Annotated in this window: 12 protein-coding genes; 6 read left to right on the forward strand and 6 right to left on the reverse strand. The window is 73.8% G+C overall.

Annotation, left to right across the window (positions count from 1 at the left end; all coding sequences use genetic code 11):
• Nucleotides 1–42: 42 nt before the first annotated feature.
• Genes ACQP6G_RS05420 through ACQP6G_RS05430 form a run of 3 tightly spaced genes read right to left on the reverse strand, consistent with a single transcriptional unit; the run spans nt 43 to nt 3,152 of the window.
• A complete protein-coding gene (locus ACQP6G_RS05420) occupies nt 43–933 on the reverse strand; it encodes a carbohydrate ABC transporter permease (protein WP_429763187.1) in 891 nt (296 codons plus the stop codon).
• Complete coding sequence (locus tag ACQP6G_RS05425) at nt 933–1,853, reverse strand: carbohydrate ABC transporter permease (protein WP_429763188.1); 921 nt, start codon at nt 1,851–1,853, stop codon at nt 933–935. Before ACQP6G_RS05425 ends, ACQP6G_RS05420 begins: the two co-directional genes overlap by 1 nt.
• Before the next feature lie 30 nt (nt 1,854–1,883).
• A complete protein-coding gene (locus tag ACQP6G_RS05430) occupies nt 1,884–3,152 on the reverse strand; it encodes an ABC transporter substrate-binding protein (RefSeq protein WP_429763189.1) in 1,269 nt (422 codons plus the stop codon).
• A gap of 194 nt (nt 3,153–3,346) precedes the next feature.
• Here ACQP6G_RS05430 and ACQP6G_RS05435 point away from each other — a divergent pair, with 194 nt between their 5' ends.
• Nucleotides 3,347–4,558, forward strand: coding sequence for an ROK family protein (locus ACQP6G_RS05435; protein ID WP_429763190.1), 1,212 nt, complete (start codon nt 3,347–3,349; stop codon nt 4,556–4,558).
• A gap of 21 nt (nt 4,559–4,579) precedes the next feature.
• Here ACQP6G_RS05435 and ACQP6G_RS05440 read toward each other — a convergent pair whose 3' ends face one another.
• Nucleotides 4,580–4,972, reverse strand: a complete 393-nt coding sequence (locus ACQP6G_RS05440) for a MerR family transcriptional regulator (RefSeq protein WP_429763191.1) — start codon at nt 4,970–4,972, stop codon at nt 4,580–4,582.
• Between the two features lie 235 nt (nt 4,973–5,207).
• On the opposite strand from ACQP6G_RS05440, the gene ACQP6G_RS05445 reads away from it, so the two are divergent.
• Complete coding sequence (locus ACQP6G_RS05445) at nt 5,208–6,722, forward strand: SulP family inorganic anion transporter (protein ID WP_429763226.1); 1,515 nt, start codon at nt 5,208–5,210, stop codon at nt 6,720–6,722.
• 47 nt (nt 6,723–6,769) lie between these two features.
• Nucleotides 6,770–7,792, forward strand: a complete 1,023-nt coding sequence (lgt, locus tag ACQP6G_RS05450; protein ID WP_429763192.1) for a prolipoprotein diacylglyceryl transferase — start codon at nt 6,770–6,772, stop codon at nt 7,790–7,792.
• A 4,657-nt stretch (nt 7,793–12,449) separates the two neighbouring features.
• Here the strand turns inward: lgt and ACQP6G_RS05455 are convergent.
• The gene (locus ACQP6G_RS05455) at nt 12,450–13,565 is read right to left on the reverse strand and encodes a diacylglycerol/lipid kinase family protein (RefSeq protein WP_429763193.1); all 1,116 of its coding nucleotides are present in this window, start codon (nt 13,563–13,565) and stop codon (nt 12,450–12,452) included.
• Nucleotides 13,566–13,833: 268 nt separating this feature from the next.
• On the opposite strand from ACQP6G_RS05455, the gene serS reads away from it, so the two are divergent.
• Both serS and ACQP6G_RS05465 read left to right on the forward strand, forming a co-directional pair.
• The gene (gene serS / locus ACQP6G_RS05460; protein ID WP_429763194.1) at nt 13,834–15,105 is read left to right on the forward strand and encodes a serine--tRNA ligase; all 1,272 of its coding nucleotides are present in this window, start codon (nt 13,834–13,836) and stop codon (nt 15,103–15,105) included.
• Nucleotides 15,102–15,908 (forward strand): HAD family hydrolase, encoded by an 807-nt coding sequence (locus tag ACQP6G_RS05465; RefSeq protein ID WP_429763195.1) that lies wholly within the window; start codon nt 15,102–15,104, stop codon nt 15,906–15,908. Before serS ends, ACQP6G_RS05465 begins: the two co-directional genes overlap by 4 nt.
• Before the next feature lie 72 nt (nt 15,909–15,980).
• Here ACQP6G_RS05465 and map read toward each other — a convergent pair whose 3' ends face one another.
• On the reverse strand, nt 15,981–16,763 hold the full coding sequence (gene map, locus ACQP6G_RS05470; RefSeq protein WP_429763196.1) for a type I methionyl aminopeptidase: 783 nt from the start codon (nt 16,761–16,763) through the stop codon (nt 15,981–15,983).
• 223 nt (nt 16,764–16,986) lie between these two features.
• Here map and ACQP6G_RS05475 point away from each other — a divergent pair, with 223 nt between their 5' ends.
• Entirely contained in the window at nt 16,987–18,378 is a 1,392-nt protein-coding gene (locus tag ACQP6G_RS05475) for an ABC transporter substrate-binding protein (RefSeq protein WP_429763197.1), read from the forward strand.
• The last annotated feature ends 34 nt before the right edge of the window (nt 18,379–18,412 follow it).

Below are 18,412 nucleotides of genomic sequence, written 5' to 3' on the forward strand. Positions count from 1 at the left end.
ATGCCCTTCTTCGGTGGTGCGGTCTGGCGGGGAGTCGGGCGGTCAGCCCTTCACAGCCCCCTGGGTGACGCCTTCCATCACCCAGCGCTGCGTGAACAGGTACGCGACGATCGCCGGAGCCATCGCCATGAGGTAGGAGGCGAACGAGACGTTGTAGTTGTTGCTGAACTGGGTCTGGAACAGCTGCTGGCGCACCGGCAGCGTCTGGAGGTCGGGGTCGGAGATGATCAGCGACGGCATCATGAAGTCGTTCCAGGCGTAGAGGAACGCGAAGATGCCGACCGTGGCGCTCATGGGGGCCAGGAGGGGGAAGATCAGCCGCCAGAAGGTCTGCCACGTGGTCGCGCCGTCGATCCGGGCGCTCTCCTCGAGCTCCAGCGGGATCGAGCGGAGGAACGCCGTGAACAGCAGCACGCTGAAGCTCAGCTGGAACATCGTGGCGAGCACGATCACGCCGACCGGGTTGTCGAGGCCGAGGCGCCCGGTGAGCTGGATCTGCGGCAGGGCGACGACCGGGAACGGGATGAACATCGCGCCGAGCAGGTAGAAGAACGACCAGCGGAACAGGCGACGCTCCCAGTTGCGCATGATGGCGAACGACGCGACCGCCGCCAGCAGGATCGTCGCCGCGACCGTGCCCGCCGTCACGAGGACCGACACCGCCAGGCCGACGGGGAACTCGGTGAGCTGCCAGGCCTGGACGAAGCCCTGCACGTCGAACGGCGCCGGCAGCGAGAACGCGTTGCCGTCCACCGCCTGGCCCGTGGTCTTGAACGCCATCGAGACGGTGACGTAAAGGGGCAGCAGCACGGTCACCGAGCACAGCAGGAGGAGCAGGGTGCCGGACCTGCTCCACCGTTCCCGGGACGGTCGCAGCGGGCGCGCGGCGGCGGTGCGCGGCCTGCGCGCGGTCGGTGCGGTGAGCGTGGCCATCAGAGGGAGTTCCTTCCGCGGGTGACCGAGATCTGGAGGAAGGCGATCAGCACCGTGACGACGAAGAAGATCGTCGCGTTCGCCATCTGGTAGGCGTAGTCGCCGCCGTTGAAGCCGGTGATGATGGTCATCGCGATGCTCCGGGTGGCCGTGCCGGGGCCGCCGTTCGTGAGGCCGACGATGATGTCGTAGGCGTTGAGGAAGTTCTTGAAGCCGAGGATGACGTTGATGACGACGTACCCGGCCATGAGCGGCAGGGTGATCCGCGCGAGCCGCTGCGACCTGGTCGCGCCGTCGATCTCGGCGGCCTCGTACACGTCGCCCGGGATGGCGAGCAGGCCGGCGATGTAGATGAGCAGGGTGCCGGGGACGGCCTGCCAGGCCGTGACGACGACGATCGCGAGCCAGGCCAGGTCCGGGTTGGCGAGCAGGCTCGTCTCCAGGAAGGGGATCCCGACGGCCTGCCCGGCGGCGGGCAGGGAGTTCGAGAACAGGAAGTTGAAGACGTACGCGATGATGATGCCGGAGACGACCATCGGGATGACGAAGACCGCGCGCAGGCCCACCTTCAGCCGGATGCGGGAGGTCAGCCCGACCGCCAGGAGGAACGCCACGACGTTCACCAGCACCACGGTCACGAGCGAGAAGCCGAAGGTGAACAGGTAGCTGCGCAGGATGGCGGGGTCGGTGAACGCGACGGCGTAGTTCGTGAGGCCGACGAAGTCCCAGTCCCCGATGCCGACCGAGTTCGTGAAGCTGAAGAAGATGCCGACGATCGCGGGGACCGGGATCGCCAGGGTGAACAGCACGAGGCTCGGCAGGAGGAAGAGGTAGTAGATCGGTTCGGTCCGCCTGGCGCCGCGCGGACCGGGCCGCGCGGCGGCCGGAGCGGGCACGGCCGTCGTGGTGAGGAGGGACATGAGCAAGGACTCCTTCGTTCCGCTCGGGCTCTACTGGCGCCGGGCCAGGCGGGCCCAGTCCGTGTCGAGGGTGCGCATCGTGGCGTCGACGTCGGCGCCGAACGCGATCCCCTGGGTGTAGGCCATGACCGGGATCGTCTTGGGCACGAGCACCGAGGCGCCCTGGTAGACCCGCCCCTCGTCGTAGTACTCCGTCATGCCCGCGAGCCGCGGGTCGGAGGGCGGTGGCGCGTCCGTCGTCGGGGTGTAGCCGAGCTGCGACTCGTTGTAGGCCTCGATGATCTCGGGCCGGTACAGGTACTCGAGGAAGTCGCGCGCGGCCTCCTGGTGGCGCGATCCCTCGGGGACGATCGCCGCGAGGTCGACGTTGACGCGCACCTTGAGGTCGGCCGGGTCCTCGGTCATGGGCAGGGGGAACGTGCCGAGGTCGAGGTCGGGAGCGGTCTTGGCGATCTCGCTGAAGGCCCACGGGCCCTGGAGGTACATCGCGGCCTGGCCCTGGGCGAAGGCGAGGTTGCCGTCCCCGTACCCGCGGCTCGCGGCGTCGTCGTTCGTGTACTGCGCGAGCTGGGTCATCTGCTCGAGGGGCCGGCTGAAGTCCTTCTCGAACGAGACGTCCGAGCGTGGGCCGACGTCCGCGCCCTCGGCGTCGAGCCGGTGGAAGAAGTCGAGGGTGTCGACCTGGCCGCCCACGGCGTAGTCGAACCACCCCTGCGCCACGGTCCAGTCGTCCTTGAACGTGCCGTAGAACGGCGTCACCCCCGCGGCCTCGAGCGTGTCCGCCACCTCGAGCAGCTCGCTCCAGGTCTGCGGCACCTCGAGGTCGTGCTCCGCGAAGACCGCCTTGTCGTAGATCACCGAGGCGGCCATCACCGAGTACGGCAGCGCGCTCGTGCGGCCGTCGCAGGTGCCGTACTGGTCCATGAGGGGCTGCAGGTCCGGCCGGATCCGGGCCGCGGCCGCGGTGTCGCCCAGGTCGCTCAGCGTGCAGCGGTCCACGAACCGCGCGACCTCCATGTTGTAGTTCGCGAGCATGAGGTCGGGCGGGTTGCCCCGCACGAAGCTCGCGGACACGACGTCGACCCCCGAGGTGTCGAGCTCCACGCGGACGTCGTCCTGCGACGCGTTGTAGTCGGCCACGACCTGGGTCATGTACGGGATCGCCTCGCGCTTGCTGAAGGTGAAGCGGACGGGCTCGGCGCCGTCGCCGCTGCCGCACCCCGCGAGGAGGCTGCTGACGAGCGCCAGCCCCAGCGCCCCGGAGATCCCGCGCAGCGCACGTCTCGGTTCCTCAGACACCGTCGTCCTTTCGTCGAGAGAGCTCGAACCGGGTAGATTTCCGCACTAAATGTTGTGCCGAAATTAACTCGGTCGAAGCACCATCTCACCCGCCTGCGCCCAGGGTCAACCCCTCCGGCCGAGAAAATCGCGGCCTAGAATCAACCCGCCCGCCGGCTCGCCGCCGGGAGGGGACCACGACGCGAGGCGGAACGATGACGAACGGCCCGGAGGGGGCCACGACTCCCTCGACCCACCTGGTGCGCCGGCTCAACGCCGAGCGTGTGCTCCAGGAGGTCTGGGACGGGGAGCCCGTGACGGCCAGCGACCTCATGGCCGCCACCGGCCTGGCACGCTCCACCGTCCTGGCGCTGTGCCGGGAGCTCATGGACCGGGGCTGGCTCGTCGCCCTCGACGACGCCCGCGCCGCCGGCGCGTACACCAAGGGCCGCCCCGCGCTGCGCTACGCCTTCCGGCCCGACGCCGCGCTCGTCGTCGGCGTGGACGCCGGGCAGCACCGTGTCTCGGCGGCGGTCGCGGACCTGCACGGTCGGGTGCTCGCCGAAGAGGCCGTGCGGGTGGACCCGGCGAGCGACGCGGACGCGCGCCGGGCGACGGTCCGCGACGCCGTGGACGCCGCCGTGGCGAGATCCGGCCGCGACGGCCGGGCCGTCGTCGCCGCGGTGCTGGGGGTGCCCGCGCCCGTGGGAACGGGCGACGTGCCGGCCGGCGCGCGGAACCCGTTCTGGGCCCTGATGAACCCCGGTCTGGGCGACCTGTTCGCGGCCCGCGGCTGGGACGTCGTCGTCGAGAACGACGCGAACCTCGCGGCGGTCGCGGAGACCGAGCACGGCGACGGCGCCGCGGCCTACGCCGCGCTCCTCGTGGGGGAGCGGATCGGGGCCGGGATCGTGCTGGACGGCGCCCTGCGGCGGGGGCCGCGCGGGGCGATCGGGGAGATGCGGATCCTCGACCTGGTCGTGGGGGTGGGCTCCAGCGACGGCCTGGGCGCGCTGGCGCGGGACGAGGCGGGCCGGCTGCTCGACGCCGGACGGGCCGGGAGCGTGCTCGCGGACGTCCCGCGCCAGCGCCTGGACGCCGAGCACGTCCTGGCGGCGGCGGACGCCGGTGACGCCGTGGCGCGGGAGGTGGCCGACGGGCTCGCCGACCGGCTGGCCCGGGTGTGCGCCGTCCTCTCCGGTCTCCTCGACCTCGACCGCGTGATCGTCACGGGGGCGATGGCGCCCGCGCTGGGGCCGGTCGTGGAGCGCGCCCGCGCGCTGCTCCCGGACCACCTGCACGACCCGGCGGTCGAGGTGGTGCTGTCCGACCTCGGGCCGGACGTCGTGCGGACGGGGGCCGTGCGCCTCGCGGTCGAGCGCGTCCGGTCCCACGCCCTCGACCGCGACCTGCCCGCGGGCGCCTGACCCGGGTCCCGGGACGTCCGGTCAGCGCGAGCGCAGCAGGGCGATGAACTCGTCCGCCATGGCGAGCTTGCGGGCCAGCCCTGCCCGGCGCTCCTCGGCCGCGGCGCGGTAGCCGTCCAGGCGGGCACGGGCGTCGCCGGCCCCCGCGTCGTCGAGCGTCCCCGCCTCGAGCGCGTCGGTGATCTCCAGCAGCTCCGCCATCTCCTCGAGCGTGAAGCCCAGGGGCTTCATGCGGCGCACGAGCAGCAGGCGCTCGACGTCGTCCTCGGTGTACAGGCGGAACCCGCCCTCGCTGCGGGCCGACGGCCGCACCAGCCCCACCTCGTCGTAGTGGCGCAGCGTGCGCAGCGACAGCTCGGTGCGGCTCGCGACGGCCCCGATGTGCAGCGTGGCGGCGGGGGAGGGGTCGGTCATGGGGACCAGTCTGACGGATCCGGACGGGGTGGAACCCTACCCTCACGTGAGGGTAGAGTCGGCGCCGCCGCGGACCGCCCGTGCCCAGTCCGGCCGCGGCCCTGGACCTCTCCCGCGACGCACGCTCCCGCCCCGCCAGGGCGTGCCGTCGGCCGCCCCCGGAACGAACGGAGTCCTCCGCGTGTCGGACGACCTGCGCGCCTCCCTGCCCGACCCGGCCCCCCGCCCCCTCCCGGTGGCGCCCCCCGAGGCGACCTCGTCGGGCTCGTTCCGGGCGGCGTTCAGCTCGGGGAGGGCCCTGCGTACCGAGGTCCTCGCGGGCCTCGTCGTGGCCCTCGCGCTCGTCCCCGAGGCGATCGCGTTCTCGATCATCGCGGGCGTGGACCCGCGCATCGGCCTGTTCGCGGCGTTCACGATGGCGGTGACGATCTCGTTCGTCGGCGGCCGGCCGGCGATGATCTCCGCGGCCACCGGCGCGGTCGCGCTGGTCGTCGCGCCCGTCATGCGCGACCACGGCCTCGACTACCTCGTCGCGACCGTGATCCTCGGCGGCATCGTCCAGGTCGTGCTCGGCGTGCTGGGTGTCGCCAGGCTGATGCGGTTCGTCCCGCGCTCGGTGATGACGGGCTTCGTCAACGCGCTCGCGATCCTCATCTTCACGTCCCAGCTGCCGCACCTGTTCGGCGACAAGGTCACGGCCGACAACCGGTGGTGGATCTACGCGCTGGTGGTCGTGGGCCTCGCGATCATCGTGCTGCTGCCGCGCTGGACCAGGGTCGTGCCCGCGCCGCTGGTCGCGATCGTGCTGATCACCGCCGCCGCGCTGCTCGGCGGGCTCGACGTCCCGACCGTCGGCGACGAGGGCGAGCTGCCGCAGTCCCTGCCGACCCTGGTCTTCCCCGACGTGCCGCTGAACCTCGAGACCCTGCGCATCATCGCCCCGTCCGCCCTCGCGATGGCGCTGGTCGGCATCCTCGAGTCGCTCATGACGGCCAAGCTGGTCGACGACATCACCGACACCCACTCGAACAAGACCCGCGAGTCCTGGGGGCAGGGCGTCGCGAACATCGTCACCGGCTTCTTCGGCGGCATGGGCGGCTGCGCCATGATCGGCCAGACGATGATCAACGTGAAGGCGTCGGGCGCCCGCACCCGCCTGTCGACGTTCCTCGCCGGGGCCTTCCTGCTGGCGCTCGTCGTCGGGCTCGGCGACGTCGTCGCGACCATCCCGATGGCTGCGCTCGTCGCCGTGATGATCATGGTGTCGGTGGGCACGTTCGACTGGCACTCGGCCCGCCCGTCGACGCTCCGGCGGATGCCGAGGTCGGAGACGGCGGTCATGCTGGCGACCGTCGCCGTCACCGTGGCCACCCACAACCTCGCCTACGGCGTGGGCGTGGGCGTGGTCGTCGCCGCGGTCCTGTTCCTCCAGCGCGTCGCCCACCTGACCACGGTGACCCGCCTGGACGCGTCGGACGCGGACGACGAGCGGGTGTACGCCGTCGACGGCGAGCTGTTCTTCGCGTCGTCGAACGACCTCGTCGACCAGTTCGACTACGCGGGCGACCCGCACCGGGTCGTCGTCGACATGTCGAGGGCGCACGTGTGGGACGCCTCCACGGTCGCCGCCCTCGACGCCGTGCAGCACAAGTTCGCCCAGCACGGGAAGACCGTGGAGTTCCGCGGCCTCGACCCCGACAGCGCGGCGCGTCTCGACCGGCTCGCGGGCCGGCTGGGCGCCGGCCACTGACCTCGGTGCGGGCCCGGAGGCGGCCGGGCGCGCGGTAGGTTCGGGCCATGCCCGCTGCCATGCCCGCTGTCGGAGGACTCGCCACCTCGATCCCCAGCCCCGACCCCGCGTGGGCGGTGCTCGAGCTCGGCCCGTTCTCGGTCCACGTGTACGCGCTGTGCCTGCTCGCCGGGATCGTGCTGGCCACGTGGATCACGCACCGGCGCCTCGTCGCGCGCGGCGCGGGCCCCGAGGTGACGCTCGACATCGTGATGTGGGCCGTGCCGCTGGGCATCGTCGTCGCGCGGATCTACCACGTGCTCACCCACCTGGGCGACTACTCGGACGGCACCGGGACGTGGGGCTACTGGGAGTGGGTGCGCATCTGGGACGGCGGCATCGCCATCTACGGTGCGCTGATCGGCGGGGCGCTCGGCGTGTGGATCGGGTGCCGTCGGGCGGGCCTGCGGTTCTGGTCGTTCGCGGACGCGCTCGCGCCCGGCATGCTCGCGGCCCAGGCGGTGGGCCGGCTCGGCAACTACATGAACCAGGAGCTGTTCGGGGCGCCGACCACGCTGCCCTGGGGCCTGGAGATCGACCACCCGGTGGCGGGCTTCCCGGACGACACCCTGTTCCACCCGCTGTTCCTGTACGAGATGCTCTGGAACCTGCTGGGCGTCGCCGTCCTGCTCCTCGTCGAGCGGGCGGTGCGGCAGCGGGCCGAGGTCCGCGCCGACGCCGTCGGCGAGCCCGGCTACGGGCTGCGCTGGGGCCGGCTGTTCGCCCTGTACCTGGTCTGGTACGGGCTCGGGCGCAGCTGGCTCGAGGCGCTCCGCATCGACCCCACGAGCAACGCGTGGCTCGACATCCCGGCGAACATCTGGACGTCGTTCGTCGCCGTCGCGCTGGGCGTCGCGCTGTTCGTCGTCCGGGGCCGCCAGCACCCGGAGCCCGAGACGTCCGTCTACCTGCCGGGTCGCTCCGCCCTGTCGGAGGCGGCGAACACCGCGGACTCCCCGGACGACGCGGGTCCCGCGGACGCCTCGGGTTCCTCGGACGAGGCCGGCACCCGCTCGGGCGACGCCGGCTGAGCCGACCCGTCGGGCTCGCCGGTCATCCACGACCGCAGCACGATCGACCCGACGAGCGGCACGGCGGCCATGAGCATGATCGACACCATGCGGATGCCGTAGTCGTTGACGACGGCGCCGCCGACGCCGGCGATGATCAGGCTGATCAGCACGGGCCGCAGCAGCGGCCAGCGGTCCTCGGTGCGCTGCAGCCACCGTGCCCGCAGGCGCGGCCCGCCCCACAGCACGGCGACGAGGCCGACGAGGACGGCGAGCGCGAGCCACGCGGGCACGCCGCCGCTCAGGGAGCGCAGGGCGTAGCCGGCCTTGCGGGCGATGGTCTCGAGGGCGGTGCCGTCGACCACGGACTGCACGAACGCCCCGAGGTGGGTGCGCTGGGCCGGGGGCCGCAGCCAGTCGACGACGCCGATCGCGGCGACGAGCGCCACGCCCGCGAGCCCGGCGAGGATCAGCCGCTTCCACGTGACGCGGGCCTCGACGACGCCGAGCACGAGGACGACGAAGACGGGCACCAGCACCAGCCCGCCGCCGACGTCGGCGCCGAGGGTGGGCCAGACGCTCACGACCAGGGTCACGGCGCCGACCGCCGAGGCGACCACCCCGGCGGGGATCCGGCCCCAGCGACGCCGCACGGCCGTGGCGAGCCCCGCGGCGGCGATCACGGCGGCCGTCGCGTAGACCGAGTACGTGGGGTTGCCGAAGCCGTAGTAGCGACCGCCCAGGGTCGGGGCGGAGCCCAGCGGGCTGCCGCGGTGCAGGGGCGTGCCGAGCATCGCGTCGATCGTGAGGACGAGGAAGGTGAGCGTCGCGATCACCGTCGCGCCCGCCCACGCGGGCCGGCGGGGGGCCAGGGCGCCGACGAGCGCGACGACGACGGTGCTCAGGCCGAGCGTCACCCACAGGGACGTCGCGGGCTCGGCGAGGCGCCACCATCCCCACGCGGTCATGAGGAACGCGGCGGCGGGCACCGCGGCGCACGCGAGCAGGACGACGTCGAGCACGCGGGCCCACAGGCCCGCGGCCCGCGGCGACCTGCGGCGCAGGGCCGGGAGCAGCAGGACGACCAGGGCGAACGCCACGAGCCCCACGTACGCGGGGGCGGTGGTGACCGTGCCGGTCGTGACCCGCAGCATGTGGTCGCGCTCGGTGAGCCCGGCGAGCTCGCGCACGGTGGCCCCGGTCCCGCCCGGGCGCTCGGCGGCGAGCTCGAGGGGCGAGCCGCTGAGGTCGGCGGGCACGGGCAGGCCGAACGCCGTGACGAGGGTGGTCGGCACGTCGAGCAGCCGCACGACGCCGAGCCAGTGCGTGGCGCCGGACGTGAGGTAGGCGGGCGCGTCGTCCGCGTCCGCGTCGGCCACGCCGACGCCGAGGGACGGGCGTCCGGGGGCCGGGTTGCCGACGTCCATCACCAGCACGGTCGCGTCGGTGGGCACCGCCGCCAGCACGCGGCCGACGGTCGCGTCGACGGCGCGCAGCGCGGCGTCGCGGGCGGGGCCGTCGGACGTCGCGTCGTCGGTCAGCGGCACGAGGCCCGTGGAGGTCTCGGGGTCCGGGTGGTACGGCGCGCTGCCGGCGTCGACCAGGGTGACGGGGCACGAGAAGGTGTCGGCCGGGTCGGCGAGCGCCGCGTCCAGGTCGCGGTAGCGCGCCACCGTCCCGTCGCGGCCGGCCAGGGCGAGCGCCGCACCGGGTGCGACGGCGGTGGTGCAGACGCCGCCGTCGGCGAGGGCGTCGCCGAGCACGCCGAGCGTCGGGCGGAACTCGGACGACGACTGCAGCGCGGCGAGCCCGTCCCACCCGTCGACGGTCGCGGCGCCGTCGTCGCCCGTGCCGCCGGGCGCGACCTCCCACGGGGCGCACGACCACGCGCCGTCGGTGGTCTCGCCGGTCACGGGGCTGCGCCCGGACGACAGGCCGAGCCACCCGGCGGCCGGGCACGTCGCCGAGGCGCCGCCGACGGCGGGCGTCACGCCCGCGCCGCTGGCGCCGTCGCGCAGCACGTCCCACAGCGTCGGCGTGGCGGACGGGCTGACGTCCTCCCAGCGCACCCCCTGGGTCCCCACGATGACGACGGGGTGCGCGTCGTCGACCACGGGGGTGCCCGAGGTCGAGACGTCGCCGGCCCGCGCGGACGCCGAGCCGGGCAGCGCCGTGGTGCCGACGAGCAGCGCGACGAGCAGCCCCGCCGACGCCCCGACGAGCACGGCGGGCACGCGGGAGAGCACGGGCGCCGCGGCGCGCGCGGCGTCGCCCCGGGGTCCGGCGCCGGCCGCGCCCGCGTCGTCGGCGTGGGCGAGCCGCCCCGCGAGCAGCACGGGCAGCGCGAGGGCGAGCACGATCGCGGCGACCGCGACGCCGGAGTCGTTGAGCAGGGTGCCGACGGCGGCCGTCACGACCAGCGCGACGACGAGCCGCCACAGCACCGGGTCCTGCCGGTAGGCGCGGGCGAGGTCGTCGAGCCGCGCGCGCTCCGGGGAGAGCACGGCCCACGCGGCGGCGACGCACACGAGGAGCGCGGCCGCGCCGGCGGGGTTGGCGACGGTCGCCCACGCGCCGGCGGCCTTCCCGGCCACGACGCCGAGGGCCTTGCCCTCGACGACCGACTCGACGAAGCCGCCGAGGTGGCTGCCCGGGCCGGGCAGGAGCCAGTCCACGACGGACACCACCGCGACCAGGAGCACGGTCCCGGCGGCCACGAGCAGCACGCGGCGCCAGGTGATCCGCACGCCCGCCACGCCGAGCGCCAGCACGGCGAAGCCCGGGACGAGGGCCAGGATGCCGCCGAAGTCCGCGCCGAACGGCGGCAGGCCGTCGACCAGCACGGTCACCAGGCCCACCGCGGCCACCGTCCACCCGGCCCGGGCCGGGCTGCCGCCCCGGGCGCGCACGGCCGCCGCGAGCCCCGCGGCGAGGACCAGGCCGACCACCGCGTAGACCGCGAAGACGGTGTTGGAGAAGCCGTAGAACCGCGCGCCCAGGGAGGGCGCCGGGCCCAGCAGCGAGCCCTGCTGCAGCGTCGTGCCGGTGAGCCCGTCCACCGTGGCGACCAGCCACGTCACGCCCGCGAGGCTGGTGGCCAGGCGCCACGGCGACCGCGGCAGCAGGTGGCGCGCGAACCAGGCGACCAGCGCGGCGGCCAGGGCCGCGACGGTGAGCGCCAGGACCAGCGTCGTCACCGGGGACGGCGCCGCCCACCAGCGCGACAGGGTCGCCAGCGACGCCGCGACCGGCAGGCTCGACGCGACCACGAGGACGGCGAGCCCGACGCGGCGGCCGTACCGCGGCCCGGCCGGGCGGCCCGCGTCGGGAGCGTCGAGGCGGGCGCCCCGGCGGCGGGCCAGCAGCAGGGCGCCCACCACGACGACGTCGGCCAGGCCGACGAGCCCGAGCACCAGCGGGGACAGGCGCGGCACGGTGTCCGTGAGCACGCTGAGGTACTGCCGGTTCTCCACCGTGCGGGACACGGAGATGCGGCGGTCGTCGCCCCGCTCCAGAGGGGAGCCGCTGAACGGCGCGAGGGCGGTGGTGAGCGCCTCGTCGGCCTCGTCGGCCTCGTCTGCCCCGTCGGCCGCCGGCTCGTCGTCGGTCGCGTCGTCGTCGGCCGAGGTCCCGGACAGGGCGCCTCCGGTGACGGTGTCGGCGAGGGTCGCGGACAGGTCGGCCAGCACCACCACGCCGGCCCAGCGGGACGACGTCGAGGTGAGCCACGTCGCGCTGCCGCCGGGTGACGTCCAGTCCACGACCACCTGGAGGTCCGCGGGGCCGAGCGGCGTGTCGGAGATCCCGGCCACCACGAGCCGCCCGCCGGCGGGGAGCAGGTCGGCGAGGCGGCCGACCTGCGCGTCGAGCTCCTCGACCGCGGCCGTGCGCTCGCTCGCGGCGTCGGGCAGCACGCCCAGGTCGACGACGGTGGCCGGGCACTCCGCCACGTGCGCGGCCGTGAGACGCCCCACGTCGGGGAGGTAGCGCGCCACGTCGCCGTCGGCGTCGGCGAGCGCGACGGCGGCGCCCGGCCCGACGGCGGTCGTGCAGGCCCGCGCGACGTCGGCGACCTCGCCCAGCGCGCCGGGCTCGGCGGCGTTCGGCGTCAGGGGGTCGCTCGCGGCGAGCTCCGTCCACCCGGGCACGTGAGTGCGCTCCGTGCCGGCCTCCGCGCCTGTCTCCGTGCCGCCCGCCGTCGTGCGGGGCACGGGCACGGAGGTGCAGCCGAGCGCGGGCGCGCCGTCGTCGGGGGTCTGCCCCTCCTCCTCGTCGCCCTCGTCCGCATCCTCGAGGAGGGTGGGCTGCGCGACGGCCCTGCTGCCCGCGGACAGGCTGAGCCACCCCTCGACCGGGCAGGTGGGGGTGAGGGTGCGCACGGCGATCGAGGCGACCGACCCGCCCCCGATGAGCCGCCAGAGGTGCGGGGTGCGCACCGCGTCGACGTCGGACCACTGCAGGCCCGACACCCCCGCGAGCACCAGCGGGGTCTCGGGCGGCTCGGCGTCCGCCGGCGCCGGGGCCGCGGACGCCGCCGGCGCTCCGAGGAGGAGGGCGGCGAGCAGGGCGAACGTCGACGCGACGAGCGCGCGGGCGGGGCGGATCACGCGGGCCAGCCTATGCACCGCCCGGTCGCGGGGTCCGCGAGGCCGCCGCGGGACGCCGGACGTTCACGCGATCATCCCGTCCGGACCACGAGCGCGCCGGGCTCCACCCAGGTCTCCAGCTCGACCGCGTTCCCCAGCGGGTCGCCGTCCACCTGCGCCTGCTCGCCGTCGTCCACCCGGATCACCGCGCGGCGGGCGCGGGTGTGGTCGATCCGGCCGATCTTGCCGGGCAGGTCGTTGCGCACGCCGAGGCCCTGCGCCACGACCTCGCCGAACAGCTGCGCCCACCCGGCCAGGCCGCCGCGGGTGTCGATGGCCGCGACGTCGAGCTCGCCGTCGTCGATGACGGCGTCGGGCAGCAGCGTGATGCCGCCGGGCAGCCGGCCGCAGTTGCCGACCATGATGCTGCGCAGCCGCGCCTCGACCGGCTCGCCGTCGTCGAGGCGGATGGTCGCGCGCATGCGCCGGCCGTGCAGGTGCCGTGCCCCGGCGACGAAGTAGGCCACCCAGCCGACCTTGGCCTTGAGCTGGTCGTCCGCGTCGGCCACCATCGCGGCGTCGAAGCCCAGCCCCGCGATGACGAGGAAGAGGTGCGCCTGGTGGGGGTCGCCGTCGACGAGGGGCTCGGCGCCGGGGGCGAACTCGCTGACCCGGGCGCGGCCGACGTCGATGGCGCGGTCGGTGCCGCCCAGGACGACGGCGACGGCGTCGGTCACCGACGTGAGCGGCAGGTCGAGGTTGCGGGCGAGGAGGTTGCCGGTGCCGACCGGGATGAGGCCCATCGGGCGTCCGGTCCCGGCCAGGACCTCCGCCACGGCGCGCACGGTGCCGTCCCCGCCCGCGGCGACGACGACGTCCGCGCCGTCGGACAGTGCCCGCCGGGCCTGGCCGGTGCCGGGGTCGTCCACCGTGGTCTCGTAGAACAGGGGGTGGGGCAGCGCGGCGTCGGCGCACACCCGCTCCACGACGGCGCGCACGTCTGCCGCGCCCTCCTTGGAGGGGTTGATGACGACGGCGAGCCGCATCCCCTGGGCCTCGCCCTCCTGCGCACGCTGCGCGTCCCGTGCCGCGAGGACGTGCTCGCGGGTCCGGGCGCGGCGCCACAGCACCAGCGTCGCGGCGAGCGCGCTGAGCACCAGGGCCAGCGCGACGACCAGCGCGACAATCTCCGCGTACTCGTCCGGCATGACGGCAACCTACGACGGATCAGCCGCCCGGACCCGGCGAAGTCGTCCATCTCACGCCGAAGGAGTGCCCACGTGCCGAGGTAGTACGGAACCTGCCGAGGTAGTACCGGACCTGCCCAGGTAGTACGGAACCTGCCGAGGTAGTACCGGACCTGCCCAGGTAGTACGGAACCTGCCGAGGTAGTACGGAACCTGCCGAGGTAGTACGGCACCGAGCTCCGCGGATATCCGTGGGGCCGCGTGCGGCCCGGCCGTTAGGCTTGCGGGCGTGATCGACCTCCGACTGCTGCGCGACAACCCCGACGTCGTCCGTGCGAGCCAGCTGGCCCGCGGCGACGACCCCGCTCTCGTGGACGCGGCGCTCGACGCCGACGCGCGCCGTCGCTCCTCCCTCACGGAGTTCGAGTCGCTGCGGGCGGAGCAGAAGGCGCTCGGCAAGCAGGTCGCCAAGGCGCAGGGCGACGAGAAGGCCGAGCTGCTGACCCGCACCAAGCACCTCGCGGAGCAGGTGAAGGCGCGGCAGGCGGAGGCGTCGGACGCCGAGAAGCAGCTCGACGAGCTCCTGTACGGCATCGCGAACGTCGTCGAGGGCGCGCCTCCCGGGGGCGAGGACGACTACGTCGTCGTCAAGGAGGTCGGCACGCCGCGCGACTTCGCGGCCGAGGGCTTCGCGCCCCGCGACCACCTGGAGCTCGGCGAGGGTCTCGCCGCGATCGACACGGCGCGCGGCGCCAAGGTGTCGGGCTCGCGGTTCTACTTCCTCACCGGCATCGGGGCGCGCCTCGAGCTGGCGCTGCTGAACGCGGCGGTGGACCAGGCGGTGAGCGCGGGCTTCACGCCGATGATCACGCCGACGCTGGTCAAGCCGGACACGATGCGCGGCACCGGCTTCCTCGGCAGCCACGCGGACGAGGTGTACCACCTGGAGAAGGACGACCTGTACCTGGTCGGCACCAGCGAGGTGGCGCTTGCGGGCTACCACGCGGACGAGATCATCGACCTGTCGGCGGGCCCGAAGCGGTACGCCGGCTGGAGCGCCTGCTACCGCCGCGAGGCCGGCGCCGCGGGCCGCGACACCCGCGGCATCATCCGCGTGCACCAGTTCCACAAGGTCGAGATGTTCAGCTACTGCGACCCGGAGGACGCGGCCGCCGAGCACCAGCGCCTGCTGGCCTGGGAGGAGGCGATGCTGGCCAAGGTCGAGCTGCCCTACCGCGTCATCGACACGGCCGCGGGCGACCTCGGCACGTCCGCCGCGCGCAAGTTCGACTGCGAGGCGTGGCTGCCCACCCAGGAACGCTTCCTCGAGCTCACCTCGACGTCGAACTGCACCACGTTCCAGGCCCGTCGCCTGGGCGTGCGCGAGCGGACCGTGGACGGCACCACGCGCCCGGTCGCCACGCTGAACGGCACGCTGGGCACCACCCGCTGGATCGTCGCCATCCTCGAGAACCACCAGCAGGCCGACGGCTCGGTCCGCGTGCCCGAGGGGCTGCGGCCCTACCTGGGCGGCCTCGAGGTGCTCGAGCCGGTCGCGTGAGCGGGCAGCCCGCCCCGCGCCTGGTCGCCCTCGACATCGACGGCACGCTGCTCGGGTACGACGGCGGCCTGTCGCCCGCGGTGCGCGACGCCGTCGCGGCGGTCCAGGCGGCGGGGCACCACGTGGTGCTGTCGTCGGGGCGGTCGCTCATCGCGATGACGCCGGTGGCGCGGCTGCTCGGCATCACGACCGGCTGGATGGTGTGCTCCAACGGCGCCGTGACCGTGCGCCTGGACGCCGCCCTCCCGCACGGCTGGGAGCTCGACGAGGTGCGCACGTTCGACCCTGGCCCCGCGCTGCGCCTGCTGCGCGAGGAGCTGCCCGACGCGCGCTACGCCGTCGAGGACATCGGCATCGGCTTCCGCATGAACGCGCTGTTCCCCGAGGGCGAGCTCGACGGCGTGCACCAGGTCGTCGACTTCGAGCAGCTGTGGGCCCGCGAGGTGACGCGAGTCGTCATCCGCAGCCCCGAGCGCACCCCGGAGGAGTTCAGCGCGATGGCGGCGCGCATCGGCCTGGGCGACGTCACCTACGCCGTCGGCTGGACGGCGTGGATGGACGTGGCACCGAAGGGCGTCACCAAGGCGTCGGGGCTGGAGCGGCTGCGCGAGCGCCTGGGCGTCGACCCCGCGGACACCGTGGCCGTCGGCGACGGACGCAACGACGTCGACATGCTGCGCTGGGCCGGCCGCGGCGTCGCGATGGGGCACGCGGACGACGTCGTGCGCGCCGCGGCCGACGAGGTCACCGGCCCCGTCGACGAGGACGGCGTGGTGCCGGTGCTGCTCTCCCTACCGAGATAGAGAACCCGGAACGCGAGATAGAGAGGCTCGGGGTTCTCTATCTCGCGGTCCGGGGTTCTCTATCTCGGCGCGTCAGTTGCGCGCCGTGAGGACCAGTGGGCCGTCGTCCGTGACGGCGATGGTGTGCTCGCTGTGCGCGCCGCGGCTGCCGTCGGCGGACCGCAGGGTCCAGCCGTCGGGGTCGGTGAAGATCTCGTCGGTGGTCTCGAGGAACCACGGCTCGATGGCGATGACGAGGCCCGGCTTGAGCGGGAACCCGCGGCCGGGGCGGCCGTCGTTCGGCACGTGCGGGTCGCCGTGCATGGTGCGCCCGACGCCGTGGCCGCCGAAGTCCGTGTTGATGTCGTAGCCGGCGCCGCGGGCCACCTTGGCGATGGCGGCGGAGATGTCGCCGATCCGGTTGCCGGCGACCGCGGCCGCGATGCCCGCCTCGAGCGCCACCTCGGTGGTCTCGATGAGCTTCGCGTCGGCGGCCGCGCGCTGCGGCGACGCGGAGGTCCCGACGACGAACGACAGGGCGGAGTCGGACACCCAGCCGTCCACCGACGCGGCGAAGTCGATGCTCAGCAGGTCGCCGTCGCGCAGCGCGTAGTCGTGGGGCAGCCCGTGCAGGACGGCGTCGTTCACGGACGTGCAGATCACCTTGCCGAAGGGCATGGCTCCGAACGACGGGTGATAGTCGATGTAGCAGGACTCGGCGCCGCGGTCGCGGATCATCCGGTGCGCGACGGCGTCGAGCTCGAGGAGGTTCACCCCGACGGCGGCAGCGTCGCGGACGGCCGTGAGCACCTCGGCCACGAAACGCCCCGCGGGGCGCATCTGGTCGATCTCTCGCGGGCTCCTCAGCTCGATCATGGCGGTCCTCTCGGAAGGTACGTGACGGGGGTCCGGGTCCCAGGGTGTCACGAATCGTCACCGAGTCGTGACCGTGAAACGACTTGCAGGAACTTGCACCTGCAGGTGGGGGTGCGGTGAACTCTGGAGGGAGGCAGTATCCCGGTCAGGGGGACCAGGGATCACGGGCCGCCGATCGGCGGGAACACCTCCGTGGACCACGACGCAGTGGAGGAGCTCGGCAATGACCAGACGAACGACGACGGCGCGGCGACGCGCACTGGCGCTGGCGGCAACCGGCGCGGGCCTCGCGCTCGTGCTGGCCGCCTGCAGCGACCCCGACGGCGAGGGCGGTGTCGGCGAGGAGGAGACCAGCGCCTCCAGCGCGGAGATCGACTGCTCCGCCTATGACGAGTTCGGCGACCTCGACGGCAAGACCGTGAGCGTGTACACGTCGATCGTGGACCCGGAGGGGGCCACCCAGCAGGACTCGTACAAGGCTTTCGAGGACTGCACGGGCGTCAAGATCGACTACGAGGCGTCCCGCGAGTTCGAGGCGCAGCTCCTCGTCCGGATCAAGGCGGGCAACGCCCCGGACATCGCCTACCTGCCGCAGCCGGGCCTGCTCAACACGATCGTCAAGGACTATCCGGACGCCATCCAGCCGGCCCCGGACGCCACCGCCAAGAACGTGGACGAGTTCTGGAACGAGACCTGGAAGGGCTACGGCACGGTCGACGGCACCTTCTATTCCGCGCCGCTGGGCGCCAACGCGAAGTCGTTCGTCTGGTACTCGCCGTCGATGTTCTCCGACGCCGGCTACGAGGTGCCGCAGACGTGGACCGAGCTGATGGACCTCACCCAGAAGATCCACGACGACACCGGCGGCCAGGTCTGGTGCGCCGGGGTCGAGTCCGGCGACGCGACCGGGTGGCCGGGCACCGACTTCATCGAGGACATGATGCTCCGCACCGCGGGCGTCGAGGACTACGAGAAGTGGTACACCCACGAGATCCCCTTCAACGACCCGAAGGTGGTCAAGGCGTGGGACACGGCGGGTGAGATCCTCAAGAACCCGGACTACGTCAACGCCGGCCTGGGCGGCGTCGACTCGATCGCCACGCAGTCGTGGACCGACGCGGGCAACGGCATCCTCGACCAGCAGTGCTGGATGCACCGCGCGGCGAACTTCTACCAGACGCAGTGGCCCGAGGGCACCGAGGTCTCCGAGACCGGCGACGTGTTCGCCTTCTACCTGCCCACGGACCAGACCGACGTCAAGCCGATGCTCGGCGGCGGCGAGTTCGTGGCGGCGTTCAACGACCGGCCCGAGGTGCAGGCCTTCCAGACCTACCTCTCGAGCGCGGACTGGGCCAACCAGAAGGCCCTGGCCACGCCGGACGGCGGCTGGGTCAGCGCCAACAACGGGCTCGACCCGAACAACCTGTCGACGGAGTTCGACCAGTACGTCGCCGGGGTGCTGGCCGACCCGAACACGGTCGTCGCGTTCGACGCGTCCGACCTCATGCCGGGCGAGGTCGGCGCCGGCACCTTCTGGAACGGCATCGTGGACTGGCTGACCGGGTCGAGCACCCAGGAGGTCACCGACAAGATCGAGGCGTTCTGGCCGAAGTGAGCCGGCCCGCCGCGTGATTGTGCTCGACCGCGCG

The sequence above is a fragment of the Isoptericola nanjingensis genome, from assembly GCF_050311635.1.
In the GTDB taxonomy this organism is placed as follows: domain Bacteria; phylum Actinomycetota; class Actinomycetes; order Actinomycetales; family Cellulomonadaceae; genus Isoptericola; species Isoptericola nanjingensis.

Bases quoted from the DNA above. Each gene is read 5' to 3' on its own strand.
- lgt (WP_429763192.1), top strand. From the start codon at position 6,770: ATGCCCGCTGCCATGCCCGCTGTCGGAGGACTCGCCACCTCGATCCCC.
- ACQP6G_RS05420 (WP_429763187.1), bottom strand. From the start codon at position 933: ATGGCCACGCTCACCGCACCGACCGCGCGCAGGCCGCGCACCGCCGCC.
- ACQP6G_RS05440 (WP_429763191.1), bottom strand. From the start codon at position 4,972: ATGACCGACCCCTCCCCCGCCGCCACGCTGCACATCGGGGCCGTCGCG.
- ACQP6G_RS05425 (WP_429763188.1), bottom strand. From the start codon at position 1,853: ATGTCCCTCCTCACCACGACGGCCGTGCCCGCTCCGGCCGCCGCGCGG.
- ACQP6G_RS05455 (WP_429763193.1), bottom strand. From the start codon at position 13,565: ATGCCGGACGAGTACGCGGAGATTGTCGCGCTGGTCGTCGCGCTGGCC.
- ACQP6G_RS05435 (WP_429763190.1), top strand. From the start codon at position 3,347: ATGACGAACGGCCCGGAGGGGGCCACGACTCCCTCGACCCACCTGGTG.
- map (WP_429763196.1), bottom strand. From the start codon at position 16,763: ATGATCGAGCTGAGGAGCCCGCGAGAGATCGACCAGATGCGCCCCGCG.
- ACQP6G_RS05475 (WP_429763197.1), top strand. From the start codon at position 16,987: ATGACCAGACGAACGACGACGGCGCGGCGACGCGCACTGGCGCTGGCG.